Origin of the sequence: Endozoicomonas sp. (assembly GCF_031844845.1) — a bacterium.
Lineage (GTDB): Bacteria > Pseudomonadota > Gammaproteobacteria > Pseudomonadales > Endozoicomonadaceae > Endozoicomonas.
Map to the genome: position 1 here is coordinate 1 of NZ_JAVRMB020000110.1, position 14428 is coordinate 14428.

Below are 14428 nucleotides of genomic sequence, written 5' to 3' on the forward strand. Positions count from 1 at the left end.
TCCCGCCATACTGGTATCCACAAAGGTCATCCCTGTGGTGGCCAACTGGGCGCCCATAATTGGCCCGGCCAGATAAAGCAGTTCACGAAGCTCCGCTCGATAGCGGGCAAAGGCGGATTGGTTTGTTCTCATTTTCGCTCATAGGTTCAAGCCCCATCACCATACAGACCCGGGGCAACAGGGCCTTATATTCTATCAGCGAATTAATAAATAGCTGGATGGATAATTTCGAAATATTACGCGGTGTTTATCCCTACTCAGCCGTTTAATCATGACTCATTTCCGGAAAGCTGGGATACTCTCCCTCAATCACGAATAACCGTCATAAGTATTTTTTCAAAACAACTGTCCCATTTTAAAAGAAGGGGAACCACAAAGGCACAAAGTTTTTTTGGTTGTTCTCACGCTGCGCGTGGAACAAACCAACCCCCCTTCTTTTCTTTGTGCCTTTGTGTCTTTGTGGTTCAACGCTTATGGCCCGGCCCGAACGGAGTTTGGAGTTACAGAATATGGGGAAGTTATTTCCAGACAATTCCTAAGTACAATCGGGGCAAATGAATATGCCTGAATTACCAGAAGTTGAAACGACCCGGCGGGGTATAGAGCCTCATATTGAAGGACATACGATTCAAGAGGTTATTGTTCGCGAATCCAGACTTCGCTGGCCCGTGCCTGATAACATTAATAAAATTCTGAGCGGTAAAACCATCCGTCAGGTGAAAAGAAGGGCAAAATACCTGCTACTGGATACAGGCTCTGGTCATCTTATTGTGCATCTCGGTATGTCGGGTAGCCTGAGAGTATTGAAAACCGATACCCCTGTGGGAAAACACGACCACATCGATATAATTTTCACCGATGGTCAGCGACTCAGATATACAGACCCCCGCCGCTTTGGTGCCGTTCTCTGGTCTGAAAGCCCTCTCAATGAACATAAGCTCCTGAAAAACCTTGGACCAGAACCCCTTGACAGTGAGTTCACTACCGAGCGCCTTTATCAAATGTCACGGGGAAAAAGCCAGCCGGTAAAGACCTTCATCATGGATAACAAAGTGGTGGTGGGCGTTGGTAATATTTACGCCAGCGAAGCGCTTTTTAAAGCCGGTATTCGTCCCGACCGGGCCTGTGGAAAAATCTCCCGAAACCGTTATGAACGACTGGTTCAATCTATAAAGGTAACGCTGACAAAGGCGATTGAGCAGGGAGGCACCACACTGCGGGACTTCGTGGGTGGCGATGGCAAACCCGGCTACTTCAAGCAGGAGCTTACCGTCTACGGACGTGCAGGCCAGCCATGCCTTACCTGTGGAAAAACCATTCAGGAAATAAAACTGGGAAACCGGAGTAGCTGCTATTGCAGTCACTGCCAGCGTTAAGACACTGCCTGCAATAAGGACAGGTTCAAAGAAGGAACGTCATGAAAACCGGTACATGGTTTCAATGTGTTTGACATGCAGGTTGGGTCGAACGGAGTGAGCCCCAACAATTTACCGATGATTACAGATAGTTTGTTGAGGCTCGAATTCGCTCGTCCCAACCTGCGTCACCTGTCAATTTCAATGAAATCACGTACTACTCAACCGCCGTTAGTACCACTTTTATTTTGTTCAGATACAGCGTGGTTTTGCCTTCAAAGCCGGAGTCAAACCCCAGCATCAGCCAGAGTCTTTTATTTTCATCGGTAGTGACGGAGAACAGCTGCTCTTTACTGTTTCTGGTAACGATAGCGTAGGGGCTGCAACCACAGGTATCAATACTGTCTGAACCAATATCCCCTAAAACCAGCACATCTTTGCCTCCCTGAATCTGATTACCCTTATCGATATTCAGGCGCATATAACTCCCGGATGCCACCGGCTCTTCTACCGTCAGGCCTGTCTTAACCGTTACGCCATTTGGTGCCCCCCCAATACCTGCACAACCCTCACTGGCAACATTGCTTGCGAATTCAACAGAAAATTGAGCGTAGTACGTCGTATATTCAGTCAAACCATCGGAACTGACCGGTAATTTAACAAACATAAACAAGTCATCACTGTGGTTAATTCCTGACAACATGAAACCCGTATGCTGGTTACCATCTTTATCCTGATATGTGGTCCCCGCCCTGCTCTGGAGCTCGAAGAAAGCTTCCTGACCTGACGGGAAATCGGCAAACCCGCTACGCCATCCTGATTCAGAGAAATCGTAGCTTTTAACCACTGTTGCAGGATGCGATATACATGTCTCGTTATAATCACTGTCAAGGCTTGCGTATGACACTGTACTGATGATCAGCATGGCAATCATGTTTTTCAATTTACACCTCCAGATGAGAAGATATTCTTCGTGCTCTTAGTGGTTCAAACTGAACGGTAGCCCCTGAAATTAATCGTTAGCTGCTTAATGTCTACCGTAATAGTCTGCGCTAAAGTTATGCCAGTCGATGACATTCAAGGAGATATGATTTAATTCAAGATATTTTAGTACATGAAACTTTATTCCCATGAAAAATCCACCATAATCTGGTTCTGTTGATCTACGTTTTTTTACAAGCTGACTCAGTAAAACAAAAGTGACATACTCGACAGCACTATCGCTTCAGTAATCATTAGCCAATGCCGCACTTCAATAGAAGTGCCCCGACGTCTTTATTTCTATCCCTATGCAATCATCAATTCACAGCAACTATCATCCCCAAAACCCATTCAAGATTATCCTTGGGCGGTTTATTCTCTGGTTACTTGGGGGGTGGAAGATTGAAGGAAACCTGCCAGAGCGCATCAACAAATATGTCATTATCGTTGCACATCATACGTCCAACTGGGACTTCGTGGTTGGCGTTGCGATCAAGCTGATCACCAGAATACGGGTCCGTTTTTTTGCCAAACACTCTCTGTTTTCCTGGCCTCTGGGAGTGCTAATGCGCAGACTCGGCGGTATGCCAATCGAGCGGGATAAATCGATCAACCGGGTTGATCAGGCCATAGATGAGATGAAAAAGAGCAATCATTTTGTTCTGGTCATTGCCCCTGAAGGAACCCGTTCAAAAGTTCAACGCTGGAAAACCGGCTTTTATCATATTGCCAGGGGAGCCAATGTTCCTGTGGTGCCCATTGCCTTCGATTTTCGGGATAAAAAAGTCATTATCGGTGAGCCCATGACCATGGCTGGTGATATCCCCGCTGATTTCCATAAAATGCATGAGTTCTTTCTTTCTCATCCCGGGAAACATCCTGAACGGGGATGTAATGGGCCATTTGACAGCCCGGACATCTACCGCCAATAAGGGTTTACCCCTGAATAACTGTCCCGGTTTAAAAGAAGGGGAACCACAAAGGCACAAAGACACAAAGTTTTTTTGGTTGTTCTCACGCTGCCCGTGGAACAAACCAATCCCCTTCATTTCTTTGTGCCTTTGTGTCTTTGTGGTTCAACGCTTATGGTCCAGTCCAGCGGAGTTTGAAGCCACAGAACATGTGAAATTTTACGCCCTTTTTCTTTCCTGCTTTTCATTCCAGGGTGGCTCCGATAGAGTGAAACAATCATAAAAAAAGACAGTAAAGGACACCCATGCCTCTGATTCAATTCATCACTCATGATGGCAATCAATACGAAGCAGACATCGAAGCCGGCAGCACCCTGATGCAGGGCGCTGTGGATAACATGATTGATGGTATCCTGGCCGAATGCGGTGGTGCCCTCTCCTGCGCAACCTGTCACTGCTATATTGATGATGCATGGATAGATGTTATTGGTCCGGCAAAAGGCGTGGAACATGAAATGCTGGATGTTGTCCGTAAGCCTAAGGAATCCAGCCGGCTAAGCTGCCAGATTGTCGTGACTGATGAGATGGAAGGTCTCGTTGTTCACCTGCCTGAGTCTCAATATTAAAGGCCGTTGTCCGCTACCCGCCGCCCGTTGTCCGCAAAAGCGCAAGCAAACCCGTTTTTTTCGGGCAACGGCCAACGTTCGTTGACATGGAGAAGTTATTTAAGGACAGTGCCTGAAGTATTAAAACCGTCAGGAGCCCACCATGCTTAGTCAGACCATGATCGACAAACTGAATGAACAGATTAACCTGGAGTTCTACTCTTCCAATCTGTACCTGCAAATGGCGTCCTGGTGTGAAAGCCATGGACTTGACGGCTGCAACCAATTTCTTCGCCGCCATGCCCGCGAAGAAATTGAACACATGCAGAAGCTCTTTGACTACGTGAATGAGACGGGTGCCATGGCGATTCTTGGCGGTATTGATGCCCCTCCTCACGAGTACTCTTCTGTTCGTGATATTTTCCTGATGACCTACGAACATGAATGCACAGTAACCCAAAAGATCAATGCACTGGCCCATACCGCATTTACCGGGCAGGACTACTCCACATTTAACTTCCTGCAGTGGTATGTTGCTGAACAGCATGAAGAAGAGAAGCTGTTCAAATCCATCCTCGATAAAATTGATATGATCGGTATAGATAACAAAGGGCTATATTACATTGATCAGGAAGTTGCCAAGCTGATGAGTGTAATGTCAGAGCCTTCAGCGGGATAAGAGCCTTCAGCGGGATAAGAGCCTTCAGCGGGATAAGAGCCTTCAGCGGGATAAGGGCCTTCAGCGGGATAAGAGCCTTCAGTCGTATAAAAGCGCCTGGCTTTAAAGCTAATATCTCCTGTAGCAACAAAGAGCCTGCCCGCTGTTTTTTGAGCGGGCTCTTCAATTTAACAGAATCTCATATTCCAGAAAGCACAGCCGTGACCTCAAAACACCAACACCAACACCAACACCATAGGCTTAATCATCCGGGCCTTTCTCTCTGGAGAAACCTGCTAAAGCCTGCATTCTTTGTCTCTTTCCTTTTGATCAGTGGTTGTGGGTTATTAAAAACAGCACCAGAACAACAGCCTGTGAAATTCAATGAGCTTAAAGGCTGGAGTCAGGAACAGGCCATTGCTGTCAGACCCGCCCTGGTGAACAGCTGCCAGCACCTGAATCGCTCAGTACTGACTGAGAAAAGCCCCTGGGGGGATTACCAGCAATGGCAGTCGCTATGCAAAGAGCTTGCCCAAACACCAGACCGGCAGCTAAAAGCCTTTTTTGAACAGAATTTTACGCCGCTGCAAATAGGTCCTCAGGAGAAAGGCCTGTTTACCGCCTATTACTCCCCGGTAATCCCCGGTAGCCTGACGCCGACCGAAGAATATTCAATTCCTCTGTTAAAACTCCCCCGTGATTTGGTCAAAGTTCGCCTTGCTGACTTTGGACTTAGCGGCCAGGGCCTGGTTGGCCGGGTCGAAAAAGGATTCCTCAAGCCCTATGGCAGCCGGGCAGAGATTGACCAGCAGACAACAAAAGCAAGTGACGTACTATTATGGCTGAAAAGCCCCGTCGATAAGTTCTTTCTGCAGGTTCAGGGCTCAGGCAATGTGGAGCTGTCAGATGGGACAATCATCCACGTCGGTTATGCCGGCAATAACGGCCATCATTACGTAGCCATTGGCAAAGTCCTGAAACAGCAGGGAGAGCTTGAAGACGTTTCCATGCAAACCATTCAGGCATGGCTGGCAAGAAACCCAGACAAAAGGGCGTGGCTGCTTAACCAGAATCCGCGCTACATCTTTTTCAGCTTTTCTGATGAAGGTGCTATAACAGCCCAGGGCGTGCCCGCCAGCACCCAAAGAACACTGGCGGTAGACCCAGCCTATATCCCGCTCGGCATGCCGGTATGGCTGGATACCCGCCTCACTGCTACCGGCGAGCGATTCCGGCAGATGATGGTTGCCCAGGATACTGGCAGCGCCATCAAAGGCCCGGCCCGTGGGGATATCTATATGGGTTTTGGCAAGACGGCTGCGCTTTTGGCTGGACCACAGCAAGAGTCTGGAAAGCTTTATGTTCTGGTGCCCCGTTAATAGAAACGCCGGCTGTATTTTCTCTGGATTCAGCGCCTTTTGAATAGAGGCTCTGAATCACCTGCTTTCGGATTACCCCTCAGGCCATCTAAACGATTTTTAATAAAACACGTTGATTTCACCTACTGTCAGCCTGACTTTTCTTTTTATTCTCCAGACTCTCCCTGACGTATTTTCTCTGTATAAAAATCGACTTATCAGGAACTTCTGATTCGCCAGATGATCTTACTTACATAGATATTAAGTAATATCTTTTCACATTAGAAATACGGTATTCCGCCAGTACATGGCTGGACGACCTGATCGGTTTCTATAACTCCATAAATAATCTCAAAATAACAGGGAGGTTTTGTAATGCTATCGAATTCAACACTGACCTGCAGCCAGCACCATATAAGTAGGACGGAACCCGGCCACCCAGACGTTCAGAAAAAACAAAATACCTGTCCTCAAATCACTCCAACGGAGACACCAAACAAGATTTATTCGCATACACGGCCCCGTGATCTACCCATGCATGAGACCTATCGTTTATTACGGTTCTGGAATGTCACCCGGGTCAACGGCATAAAACACCCGGTAACGCTGATGCGGAGCATAACTTCCCCCCTCAATGATTCCGGGGTATCACCACCAACAGAATTAAACTGCACAGCAGCAATATTAACGGAAGTATCGAGAATAAGGGCAGAAGCCGGCAACCATTTTGTTCATATCGAACTGTGTGCTGGTAACGTTTCTGAGTTTCATGGTGAAAATGATATTCCTGATTTCAAGAAATTTGATAAGCATGCACTTTCATGTACCTGTAAATCTTGTCAGGGTTTCAATCGCAAAAACAATACTGCATTAAGGTTTGAACTTCTGAAAAGAACCATCGACGATATTGCCACCAGAAAAACAGGCAAGCATATTCTGTTTTTCATCAATGATATCCACCTCAGGTCAGTATTTGAGGCATTGGATTTTGCCTTCACATATCAGAGAACTACCAGTACAAATCCGACCAGCAGCATTGATTTCTACCCATTATGGGGGGATATGCTGACCCTCCCTTTTGATAAGCTGAATCCAGATTCCGTCCATCTCAAAAATCCCATAACAACAATGGATCGCTTCCTTTTCCCGGCCTGTCCAGACAGCACCACAGAAAGCTCAACGCCTATAGAAGTAAAATCACAGTACCAGGAGCTTATTCACGGGCTGAAGCAATGTATAAATTACTTCCTTTGCCTGACCTGTTCAATCAGCACCACAGAAAGCTCAACGCCTATGAAAGTAAAACCACAGCGCCAGAAACTTATTCACTGGCTGAAGCAATGTAAAGGCTCCAACCCTGAAGGACTGGTTATCGTTTGTCACTGTAATAAAAGAGAAAAAACAGAGGCCGTCAACTGCCTTAACCAATATGAACAAGGACTGCATACCAGTGAGGAGCAAGTACTGGCCTACGCAGCTCATACACTCAACTATGATTCTGTTTACCGAAGTTACTCGGGTCAGACACATAAGGAATGTTTCAATAAACAGCATGGAATTCAAACCGCCTCTCCCGTTTCGCCAAACGATGACAACAGTAGCTCAGTATGGCTACTTTCACTGAAGACCCGCTAAAACAGCGGTAACCACTGCCAAACTCTGGCGGAATATTGTCATTGTTAATGGAGTCTGTTTTGAAGTTAGCCGATCGTTTTCAATCCCCGATTCTTTGCATACTGTCAATATTGGTTGGCCTGTCCATTGGCTGGTGGCTAAGAGACTCTCAGGGTACGCCTGAGTACTCAGTGGTTCTGAATAAAAGTACGGAGCAATCACACGACCATGCGATAGTACTGGAAACGGATCAACCATTGATTGACGAAAAAACAATCAATCATCAAAAAATACAGTCAACATTTATTCAGGCTCTTGAGTCAAAGCAATTCGAGGATGCTTTAATCATCTATCAGCATCATGAGCAATTTCATTCAGAGTTCATTTCAGAGCTTCACGATGAGTTAATCCGCCAGGTTCGCCAATATCATGATAAAAACCTGCCCATCTCAATTCTTGAACTGTTTACCCAGTATTTTTACCAGGATGTTGAGTTGCTGAATGAACTGGCTACCCACTATATTTCCACCCATCAATTAGCCAAAGCACTTGAAGTCTTTGCCAGTGCCCGATCCTACAGTTATACAAGAGAAGCCATTCGAGGACTTGATGACCAGATTCATCAAATAGCCCATGCTGTATTCGAAAAGAACAGGGGGTTGCCCGACCTTGAGAGCCTTATCCCTGTGTTTTTGAAATTGAGCTACCTGGAACCAGATTACAGTTTTTACCGTTTGGTTCTGGCAGAAGGCTATCTTATGCTCAATGAGCCTGAGAGTGCCCTTAGAGAATTACAAATAGTGCAAATGGATGAAGGACTCAATGAACACGCCAGCCAGCTTTTAGCCCGTTTGTTACCAGAGCCCACGGAGGAAGAGCCTGCCGACGAAAAGCCAGCCATTGAAAAAAACACAGTTCCACTCACTGAAGCCGGTGGGCATTTTGTCGTCGATACACTGGCCGGTAACACACTGAATGTCCGCCTGTTGATTGATACAGGCGCCAGCCTGACAACCCTCTCTCATCGCATTCTGAAAACATTACAGCAGAAAAAGCAGGCCAGCCAGATTGGCTATATTGACCTGAAAACCGCCGGCGGTAGCCACCGCGCACCACTCTACCGGTTAGACCAGCTCAGGATCGGAGACTTTCTTGTGAACAACCTTAAAGCCGCAGAATTAGGACCGATTGACCAGGATGTTGACGGTTTACTGGGTATGAACTTCCTGAGTCATTTCAGTTTTTTTATTGATCAAAATCTGCGTCAATTGTCATTAACGCCAAGATAGAAGATGGAGTGAAACATTAGACTGGTGCTATCATAAGCCCTGATCCTCACGCACCTACCCTTTAGGTCAAGAGTCACAAACAATCACGGTAACCCACTTCCCTATGCAACTTTTTATGCGACCTCTGCAAAACTTATGATGCCAGGCACCGGAATGTTCAGTTATACAACAGCCATTGTTGTCATTGTGCTTGGAGGCATACTCATTTTCTGGCTCATGCGCAACAGAAATAAGGCAAAACGTCCACAGCCCACTGTCGATGCCAGGAATGACCCTCAGAAAACCGTTATCCCCAGGGATAAGCATCCGGTTTCCCGTCGTAACATCAGCGATAATGCGCTGAAGGTTATTAACCGACTGAACAGTCAGGGCTATGAAGCCTACCTGGTGGGAGGCTGTGTTCGAGATCTGTATCTTGATCTTCATCCCAAAGATTTCGATGTCGCCACCAATGCCAGCCCTGAAGAAGTTCGTAAACTGTTTCGTAACTCCAGGCTGATTGGCCGACGCTTTAAACTGGTCCATGTTCTCTTTGGTCGTGAGATGATCGAGGTCGCCACCTTCCGGGCACAGCATGAACAGCATCATGGTCAAGACAAATCCCATCACTCTGAGTCCGGTAGAATCCTCAGGGATAATGTCTATGGCACCATGGAAGATGATGCCATGCGCCGGGATTTTACCGTCAATGCGCTCTATTATGATGGCCGTGACTTCAGCGTGGTTGATTTCTGCAACGGTGTTGACGACATCCGTACCGGCACACTCCGGCTGATCGGAGATCCGGTTACCCGCTACCATGAAGACCCGGTGCGCATGCTGCGCGCGATTCGGTTTGCGGCCAAACTCAACTTCACCATGGCCCCGGAAACTGAGCAACCGGTGCGCGAGCTGGGTCACCTGTTACGGGACATTCCATCCGCCCGCTTATTCGATGAAATTCTGAAGTTGCTGCAATCAGGTCATGGCGTAAGAACCTTTGAACTGCTGCGGGAATATCAACTGTTTGCTCCCCTGTTTCCAGCAACGGATCACTCGCTCAATGAAGCGTTAGCTCAGCAGGACCAACAGACTCCCGCCCTGATCATTGAATCGTTGAAAAGCACTGACAGACGCGTCAAACAGCATCGACCGGTAACACCCGCATTTCTCTTTGCGGCCCTGCTCTGGTCACCCATGAAACGCCTTGCACAAGAGCTTATGGATCAGGGTATCCCCCCCATCCCCGCTTTCCAGCAGGCGGCCATGACGGTCATCACCAACCAGTGTCATCACACCTCGATTCCCCGGCGGTTTTCCATGATGGTTCGTGACATCTGGGATCTGCAGGCTCGCCTTGAACGCCGACAGCCCAAACTGATTGAATCCTTAATGGAACATCCGAAGTTCCGTGCGGCCTATGACTTCCTGGTACTCAGGGAGCAATCCGGTGAGAATCTGTCAGGTGCCGGGCAGTGGTGGACAGACATTCAGGAAGTAGATGATCATGGTCGTTTTTCCATGGTCAGGGAACTTTCCAGTCAGATAGCCAGTCAGGGCGCTCAGAAAAAGCCGGGCATTAAACGTCGTCGGCGCAGGCGTAAACCTCACTCCCCTGATTCCGGTAACGATTAATGCTGAATCGTCATCTCCGACACCCTACCGTCATCCTCGCGAAGGCGGTTGTCGCAAAACCCTCCTCGCTCCTACGCTTTTAGGCCCTGTGGGTCCTGCGTGGTAGCGCCAGGATCCAACCACAGACACGATTCCTGTGGTTGGCTATGCATTCCCACGCAGAGCATGGGAACGAGGTTCCTGGTGGGTTTTGCGACAGCCTCCTTCGCGGGAAAGACGGTAGTGATATAAACCCTGGAGTCCGCCGATGGCAGAAACTGCCTATATTGCCCTGGGAAGTAACCTCGAGAAGCCAGAGCTTCAGCTGCAAAGAGCCGTGGATGACATCGACACTGTTTCCGGTATGACGGTTTCCGCCTGCTCAAGACTTTATCGAAGTGATCCGGTTGGCCCTCCCGGTCAACCAGACTATTGCAACGCCGTTGTTGCCGTGAAGACCACCCTGAAACCTCTTCAATTACTGGACTCCCTGCAGTCCATAGAAAACGCCCATGGTCGTATTCGATCGGTACGCTGGGGACCCAGAACCCTTGATCTGGATATTCTCCTCTATGACAACCAGATCATTGAGTCTGAGAGGCTCACTGTCCCTCACTATCAGATGCATGTTCGTAACTTTGTGCTGTATCCATTACTGGACATTGCACCAGGGCTTGAGTTGCCAAATGGCAAGAAGCTGAAAGCCATGGTTGATGAGTTGAGTTATCAGGGACTCAATGTTATAGCAGAAAGCTATCCGTGGATTTAATGATCACCGTCAGAAAAATCACCATGGCATCAGCGTTGCGCCAAGCCCTTAACTGACAATCATTGACACTTCTCGTATAATCTGCGGCAGCAATTAATCAAGGTCTTTATCCATGGCGAAAGTCACCCTCAGCACCCTGTCCGAGATGAAAAAAACAGGTGAAAAGTTCACCTGCCTGACGGCCTACGACTCCACTCATGCCCATCTTGCCAGCAGTCAGGGCGTTGAGGTGATACTGGTCGGTGACTCCCTTGGCAACGTTTGTCAGGGACAAACCAGTACGGTTCCCGTCACAGTAGACGACATGTGTTACCACACCCGCTGTGTCAGCTGGCAAACCGGCGACTCTCTATTAATAGCAGACCTTCCTTTTGCCTCTTACACCAACGAACAGCAGGCTTTAACCAACGCTACCCGGCTGATGCAGGCGGGTGCCGAAATGGTCAAGATGGAAGGAGAAAGCTGGCTGGTTCCTATTGTCAGTCGCCTTCGTGAGCAGGGAATTCCCTCCTGTGTCCACCTCGGACTGACACCGCAGTCTGTTCATGTGTTGGGCGGGTATAAAGTTCAGGGACGGGATCAGGCCCGGGCCAATGCGATGATTGAGGCCTCTATCCAATTGGAAAAGGCCGGTGTAGCAATCCTGCTTCTGGAATGTGTGCCTTCATCCCTCGCCAGAGAAATTACCCGCGCTGTACAAGTCCCGGTCATTGGCATTGGTGCGGGTGCCGACACTGACGGCCAGGTACTGGTGATCTACGACATGCTTGATATGACCGCCGGGCGCAAACCAAAGTTTGTAAAAAACTTCATGGCTGAAGGTGGTTCTGCACAGGATGCCGTAGCTGCCTACGTTAAAGAAGTAAAGAACGGTACATTCCCTGGCCCGGAACACGGATTCGAATAAACGGATAGCACCCATGCAAACTGTACACTCTATTGCCGAAGTTCAGGATATCGTTGGCGCCCGTAAATCTGAAGGTTTGCGCATTGGCTTTGTCCCCACCATGGGCAACCTTCATGGCGGACACTTAACGCTGGTAGAAAAAGCAAAAGAAAGCTGCGACTTTGTGGTGGTGAGTATTTATGTGAACCCCTTGCAGTTTGGTCCTAACGAAGACTATGACTCCTATCCACGGACCATGGAGCAGGACCAGCAACTGCTGATGGACCATGGGGTTGACCTGCTCTACACAGCCAGCACCCATGAAATTTACCCGGAAGGCAGTGAAAACCACACCCACGTCAGTGTCGATATTCTGGATGGTATGCACTGCGGGAACACCCGGCCCGGTTTCTTCAGGGGAATAGCCACGGTAGTCACCAAACTGTTTAACATTGTTCGCCCTGATAGCGCCGTGTTTGGTGAGAAAGATTTCCAGCAGCTGACCATTATTCGCAAAATGGTGAAAGACATGTGCATGCCTGTTGATATTCTCGGTGCTGCTATTGCCCGTGAGCCAACAGGACTGGCCATGAGTTCACGCAATGGTTATCTGACCCGCGAGGAACGGGAAGACATTGCCCCAACACTTCACCGGTGTTTGAGAGAAGCACGGGAAGCCATCCTGGGCGATGAAACGGACTTTGACCTGCTGCGCAGAAATGCCTTTGCCAAAATGGCACAGGCTGGTTTCAAACCGGATTACTTTAATATCTGTAACCCGGAAACCTTACTGCCCGCAACCCATGATGAAAAAATGCTGGTAATTCTTGCAGCAGGCTATCTTGGCAAAGCCCGGTTGATTGATAATCTTTATTTTAACCGGTAATTCTCAAATAAGCGGATGCCGACTTCAGGTTCCTTCCTGACTCGGCTCCGGTTTACATTCAGTATCTTAAATACACCAATTGAAGTTAGTCAAACTTTCAATATTCATAGAAATGGAGATGTTTTTTACAACTCAACCACTGTTATGTGCTTTCCAAAGTTCGCATAACTAAATGGAGTATTACCCAGATCATCCTGAATATAGATATTGCCCCCGACCGTAATCAGCGCCTGCAAAATATGTAGATCACCTTTTTCTGCTGCCCATATCATTGGAATATTGTTATTCGTATGTTTCTGAGGAGAGTTAAGCTTCTCAAGATTAATAGATTTATTTTCCAATAATCTCCATGCATTACGCCACTCCAAATCAACATTATCAGCTTTACTTTCATTAGATCGATATGTTGCCCTGGCATATTTATTCTTTATTCTTGATACATTATTTTCTATTCCCGAAGATATTTTTCTTTTAAAGCATCTATTTTTATTTTCTTCACGACGATTTCCCTGCTCTGCCATTTTTTCAGATTCTGATATTTGATCAGTTCGAAACAGTAACGGGGAAGTCATTCTATTTTGACAATTTAAAGGCATAACCCACTCTCTCTCGCTCATTGTTTAATAATTATTTTCAACTGAACCCAACAACCAAGCACTATCAATTATGAACAACACTATTGAATAACAAACACACCTGACCACTAAAACTCAATTATTTTAAACTCTAATACCCATCAGATTATTATTTTCACTCTAAGTTCAATTGCGGTATATTTCCCTGCCCCACACTACTATCCCGCCTTTATCTAGAGGAAAGACAGTGAGTAACTCTACTGTTCTGGATCACCTGCCTGCATCCAAAGACCTGACTAAACTGCAGCAACAACTGGCAAACACCCACCTTCGGAAGCTGTTTGCTGAAGACCCAAACCGATTTGAACGCTACAGCCTTGAAGCCGCAGGCCTGTTTCTTGATTACTCAAAACACCTGATTAACGATGAGGTAATGACATCACTGGTTAATCTGGCAGAACAGGCCAATCTGAAGCACGCCCGCGACGCCATGTTCAGCGGTGAAAAGATCAACTACACCGAAAAACGTGCGGTTCTTCATACGGCACTGAGAAGCTTCAGTGATGCCCCGGTCATGGTCGATGGCGAAGACATCATGCCCCTGATCCGGGAAACCCGTGCCCGTATGAAGGCCATGACCGAGCAGGTTCATTCTGGCCAGTGGCTGGGTCATACCGGCAAGCCCGTCAATACTATCGTCAATATTGGTATTGGTGGTTCCTACCTGGGATTGAAAACAGCAATCAACGCCATGACGCCTTACCACGTCAAAGGATTTGAGCATCACTTTGTCGCCAATATTGACCCCAATGAGCTGTCTGAAGTGCTGCGCCGCATTGATCCGGAAACCACGCTGTTTATCGTGGCCTCCAAGTCTTTCAGTACCCTGGAAACCCTGCAGAATGCGCAGGCCGCCAGAGCCTGGATGATTGAAAAGGGCTGTGCCGA

At 47.7% G+C, this 14428-nt stretch carries 13 protein-coding genes and 1 pseudogene; 12 read left to right on the top strand and 2 right to left on the bottom strand.

Annotation, left to right across the window (positions count from 1 at the left end; genetic code table 11):
• Positions 1 to 560: 560 nt before the first annotated feature.
• Positions 561 to 1376: a bifunctional DNA-formamidopyrimidine glycosylase/DNA-(apurinic or apyrimidinic site) lyase gene (mutM, locus tag RM811_RS05160; RefSeq protein WP_402521459.1), complete on the top strand. Its 816-nt coding sequence runs from the start codon at positions 561 to 563 to the stop codon at positions 1374 to 1376.
• Positions 1377 to 1572: 196 nt separating this feature from the next.
• On the opposite strand, the gene RM811_RS05165 is transcribed toward mutM, so the two are convergent.
• Positions 1573 to 2298, bottom strand: a complete 726-nt coding sequence (locus RM811_RS05165; RefSeq protein ID WP_402521461.1) for a hypothetical protein — start codon at positions 2296 to 2298, stop codon at positions 1573 to 1575.
• A gap of 346 nt (positions 2299 to 2644) precedes the next feature.
• Here RM811_RS05165 and RM811_RS05170 point away from each other — a divergent pair, with 346 nt between their 5' ends.
• The 10 genes from RM811_RS05170 to panC all read left to right on the top strand — a co-directional run bounded on the left by RM811_RS05170 (position 2645) and on the right by panC (position 12905).
• Positions 2645 to 3268, top strand: coding sequence for a 1-acyl-sn-glycerol-3-phosphate acyltransferase (locus tag RM811_RS05170; protein WP_402521463.1), 624 nt, complete (start codon positions 2645 to 2647; stop codon positions 3266 to 3268).
• A gap of 284 nt (positions 3269 to 3552) precedes the next feature.
• Entirely contained in the window at positions 3553 to 3873 is a 321-nt protein-coding gene (locus RM811_RS05175) for a 2Fe-2S iron-sulfur cluster-binding protein (RefSeq protein ID WP_402521465.1), read from the top strand.
• A gap of 142 nt (positions 3874 to 4015) precedes the next feature.
• A complete protein-coding gene (gene ftnA, locus RM811_RS05180) occupies positions 4016 to 4531 on the top strand; it encodes a non-heme ferritin (protein WP_402521468.1) in 516 nt (171 codons plus the stop codon).
• 200 nt (positions 4532 to 4731) lie between these two features.
• On the top strand, positions 4732 to 5889 hold the full coding sequence (locus tag RM811_RS05185) for a murein transglycosylase A (RefSeq protein WP_402521471.1): 1158 nt from the start codon (positions 4732 to 4734) through the stop codon (positions 5887 to 5889).
• Positions 5890 to 6402: 513 nt separating this feature from the next.
• Positions 6403 to 7503, top strand: coding sequence for a hypothetical protein (locus tag RM811_RS05190; RefSeq protein WP_402521473.1), 1101 nt, complete (start codon positions 6403 to 6405; stop codon positions 7501 to 7503).
• A gap of 59 nt (positions 7504 to 7562) precedes the next feature.
• Complete coding sequence (locus RM811_RS05195) at positions 7563 to 8771, top strand: retroviral-like aspartic protease family protein (protein WP_402521476.1); 1209 nt, start codon at positions 7563 to 7565, stop codon at positions 8769 to 8771.
• 153 nt (positions 8772 to 8924) lie between these two features.
• Entirely contained in the window at positions 8925 to 10385 is a 1461-nt protein-coding gene (gene pcnB, locus RM811_RS05200) for a polynucleotide adenylyltransferase PcnB (RefSeq protein WP_402521479.1), read from the top strand.
• 247 nt (positions 10386 to 10632) lie between these two features.
• Positions 10633 to 11133, top strand: a complete 501-nt coding sequence (gene folK / locus RM811_RS05205) for a 2-amino-4-hydroxy-6-hydroxymethyldihydropteridine diphosphokinase (RefSeq protein ID WP_402521482.1) — start codon at positions 10633 to 10635, stop codon at positions 11131 to 11133.
• A gap of 112 nt (positions 11134 to 11245) precedes the next feature.
• Positions 11246 to 12040, top strand: a complete 795-nt coding sequence (gene panB, locus RM811_RS05210; protein ID WP_402521484.1) for a 3-methyl-2-oxobutanoate hydroxymethyltransferase — start codon at positions 11246 to 11248, stop codon at positions 12038 to 12040.
• A gap of 13 nt (positions 12041 to 12053) precedes the next feature.
• Positions 12054 to 12905 (top strand): pantoate--beta-alanine ligase, encoded by an 852-nt coding sequence (panC, locus tag RM811_RS05215; protein WP_402521486.1) that lies wholly within the window; start codon positions 12054 to 12056, stop codon positions 12903 to 12905.
• 125 nt (positions 12906 to 13030) lie between these two features.
• Here the strand turns inward: panC and RM811_RS05220 are convergent, their stop codons facing one another.
• Complete coding sequence (locus tag RM811_RS05220) at positions 13031 to 13426, bottom strand: hypothetical protein (RefSeq protein ID WP_402521488.1); 396 nt, start codon at positions 13424 to 13426, stop codon at positions 13031 to 13033.
• A gap of 301 nt (positions 13427 to 13727) precedes the next feature.
• Here RM811_RS05220 and RM811_RS05225 point away from each other — a divergent pair.
• Positions 13728 to 14428, top strand: a pseudogene (locus RM811_RS05225) (glucose-6-phosphate isomerase); the annotation flags it as partial.

Coding starts and splice junctions, on each gene's coding strand:
- mutM (WP_402521459.1), top strand. CDS start 561: ATGCCTGAATTACCAGAAGTTGAAACGACCCGGCGGGGTATAGAGCCT.
- RM811_RS05170 (WP_402521463.1), top strand. CDS start 2,645: ATGCAATCATCAATTCACAGCAACTATCATCCCCAAAACCCATTCAAG.
- RM811_RS05175 (WP_402521465.1), top strand. CDS start 3,553: ATGCCTCTGATTCAATTCATCACTCATGATGGCAATCAATACGAAGCA.
- ftnA (WP_402521468.1), top strand. CDS start 4,016: ATGCTTAGTCAGACCATGATCGACAAACTGAATGAACAGATTAACCTG.
- RM811_RS05190 (WP_402521473.1), top strand. CDS start 6,403: ATGCATGAGACCTATCGTTTATTACGGTTCTGGAATGTCACCCGGGTC.
- pcnB (WP_402521479.1), top strand. CDS start 8,925: ATGTTCAGTTATACAACAGCCATTGTTGTCATTGTGCTTGGAGGCATA.
- folK (WP_402521482.1), top strand. CDS start 10,633: ATGGCAGAAACTGCCTATATTGCCCTGGGAAGTAACCTCGAGAAGCCA.
- panB (WP_402521484.1), top strand. CDS start 11,246: ATGGCGAAAGTCACCCTCAGCACCCTGTCCGAGATGAAAAAAACAGGT.
- panC (WP_402521486.1), top strand. CDS start 12,054: ATGCAAACTGTACACTCTATTGCCGAAGTTCAGGATATCGTTGGCGCC.
- RM811_RS05220 (WP_402521488.1), bottom strand. CDS start 13,426: ATGGCAGAGCAGGGAAATCGTCGTGAAGAAAATAAAAATAGATGCTTT.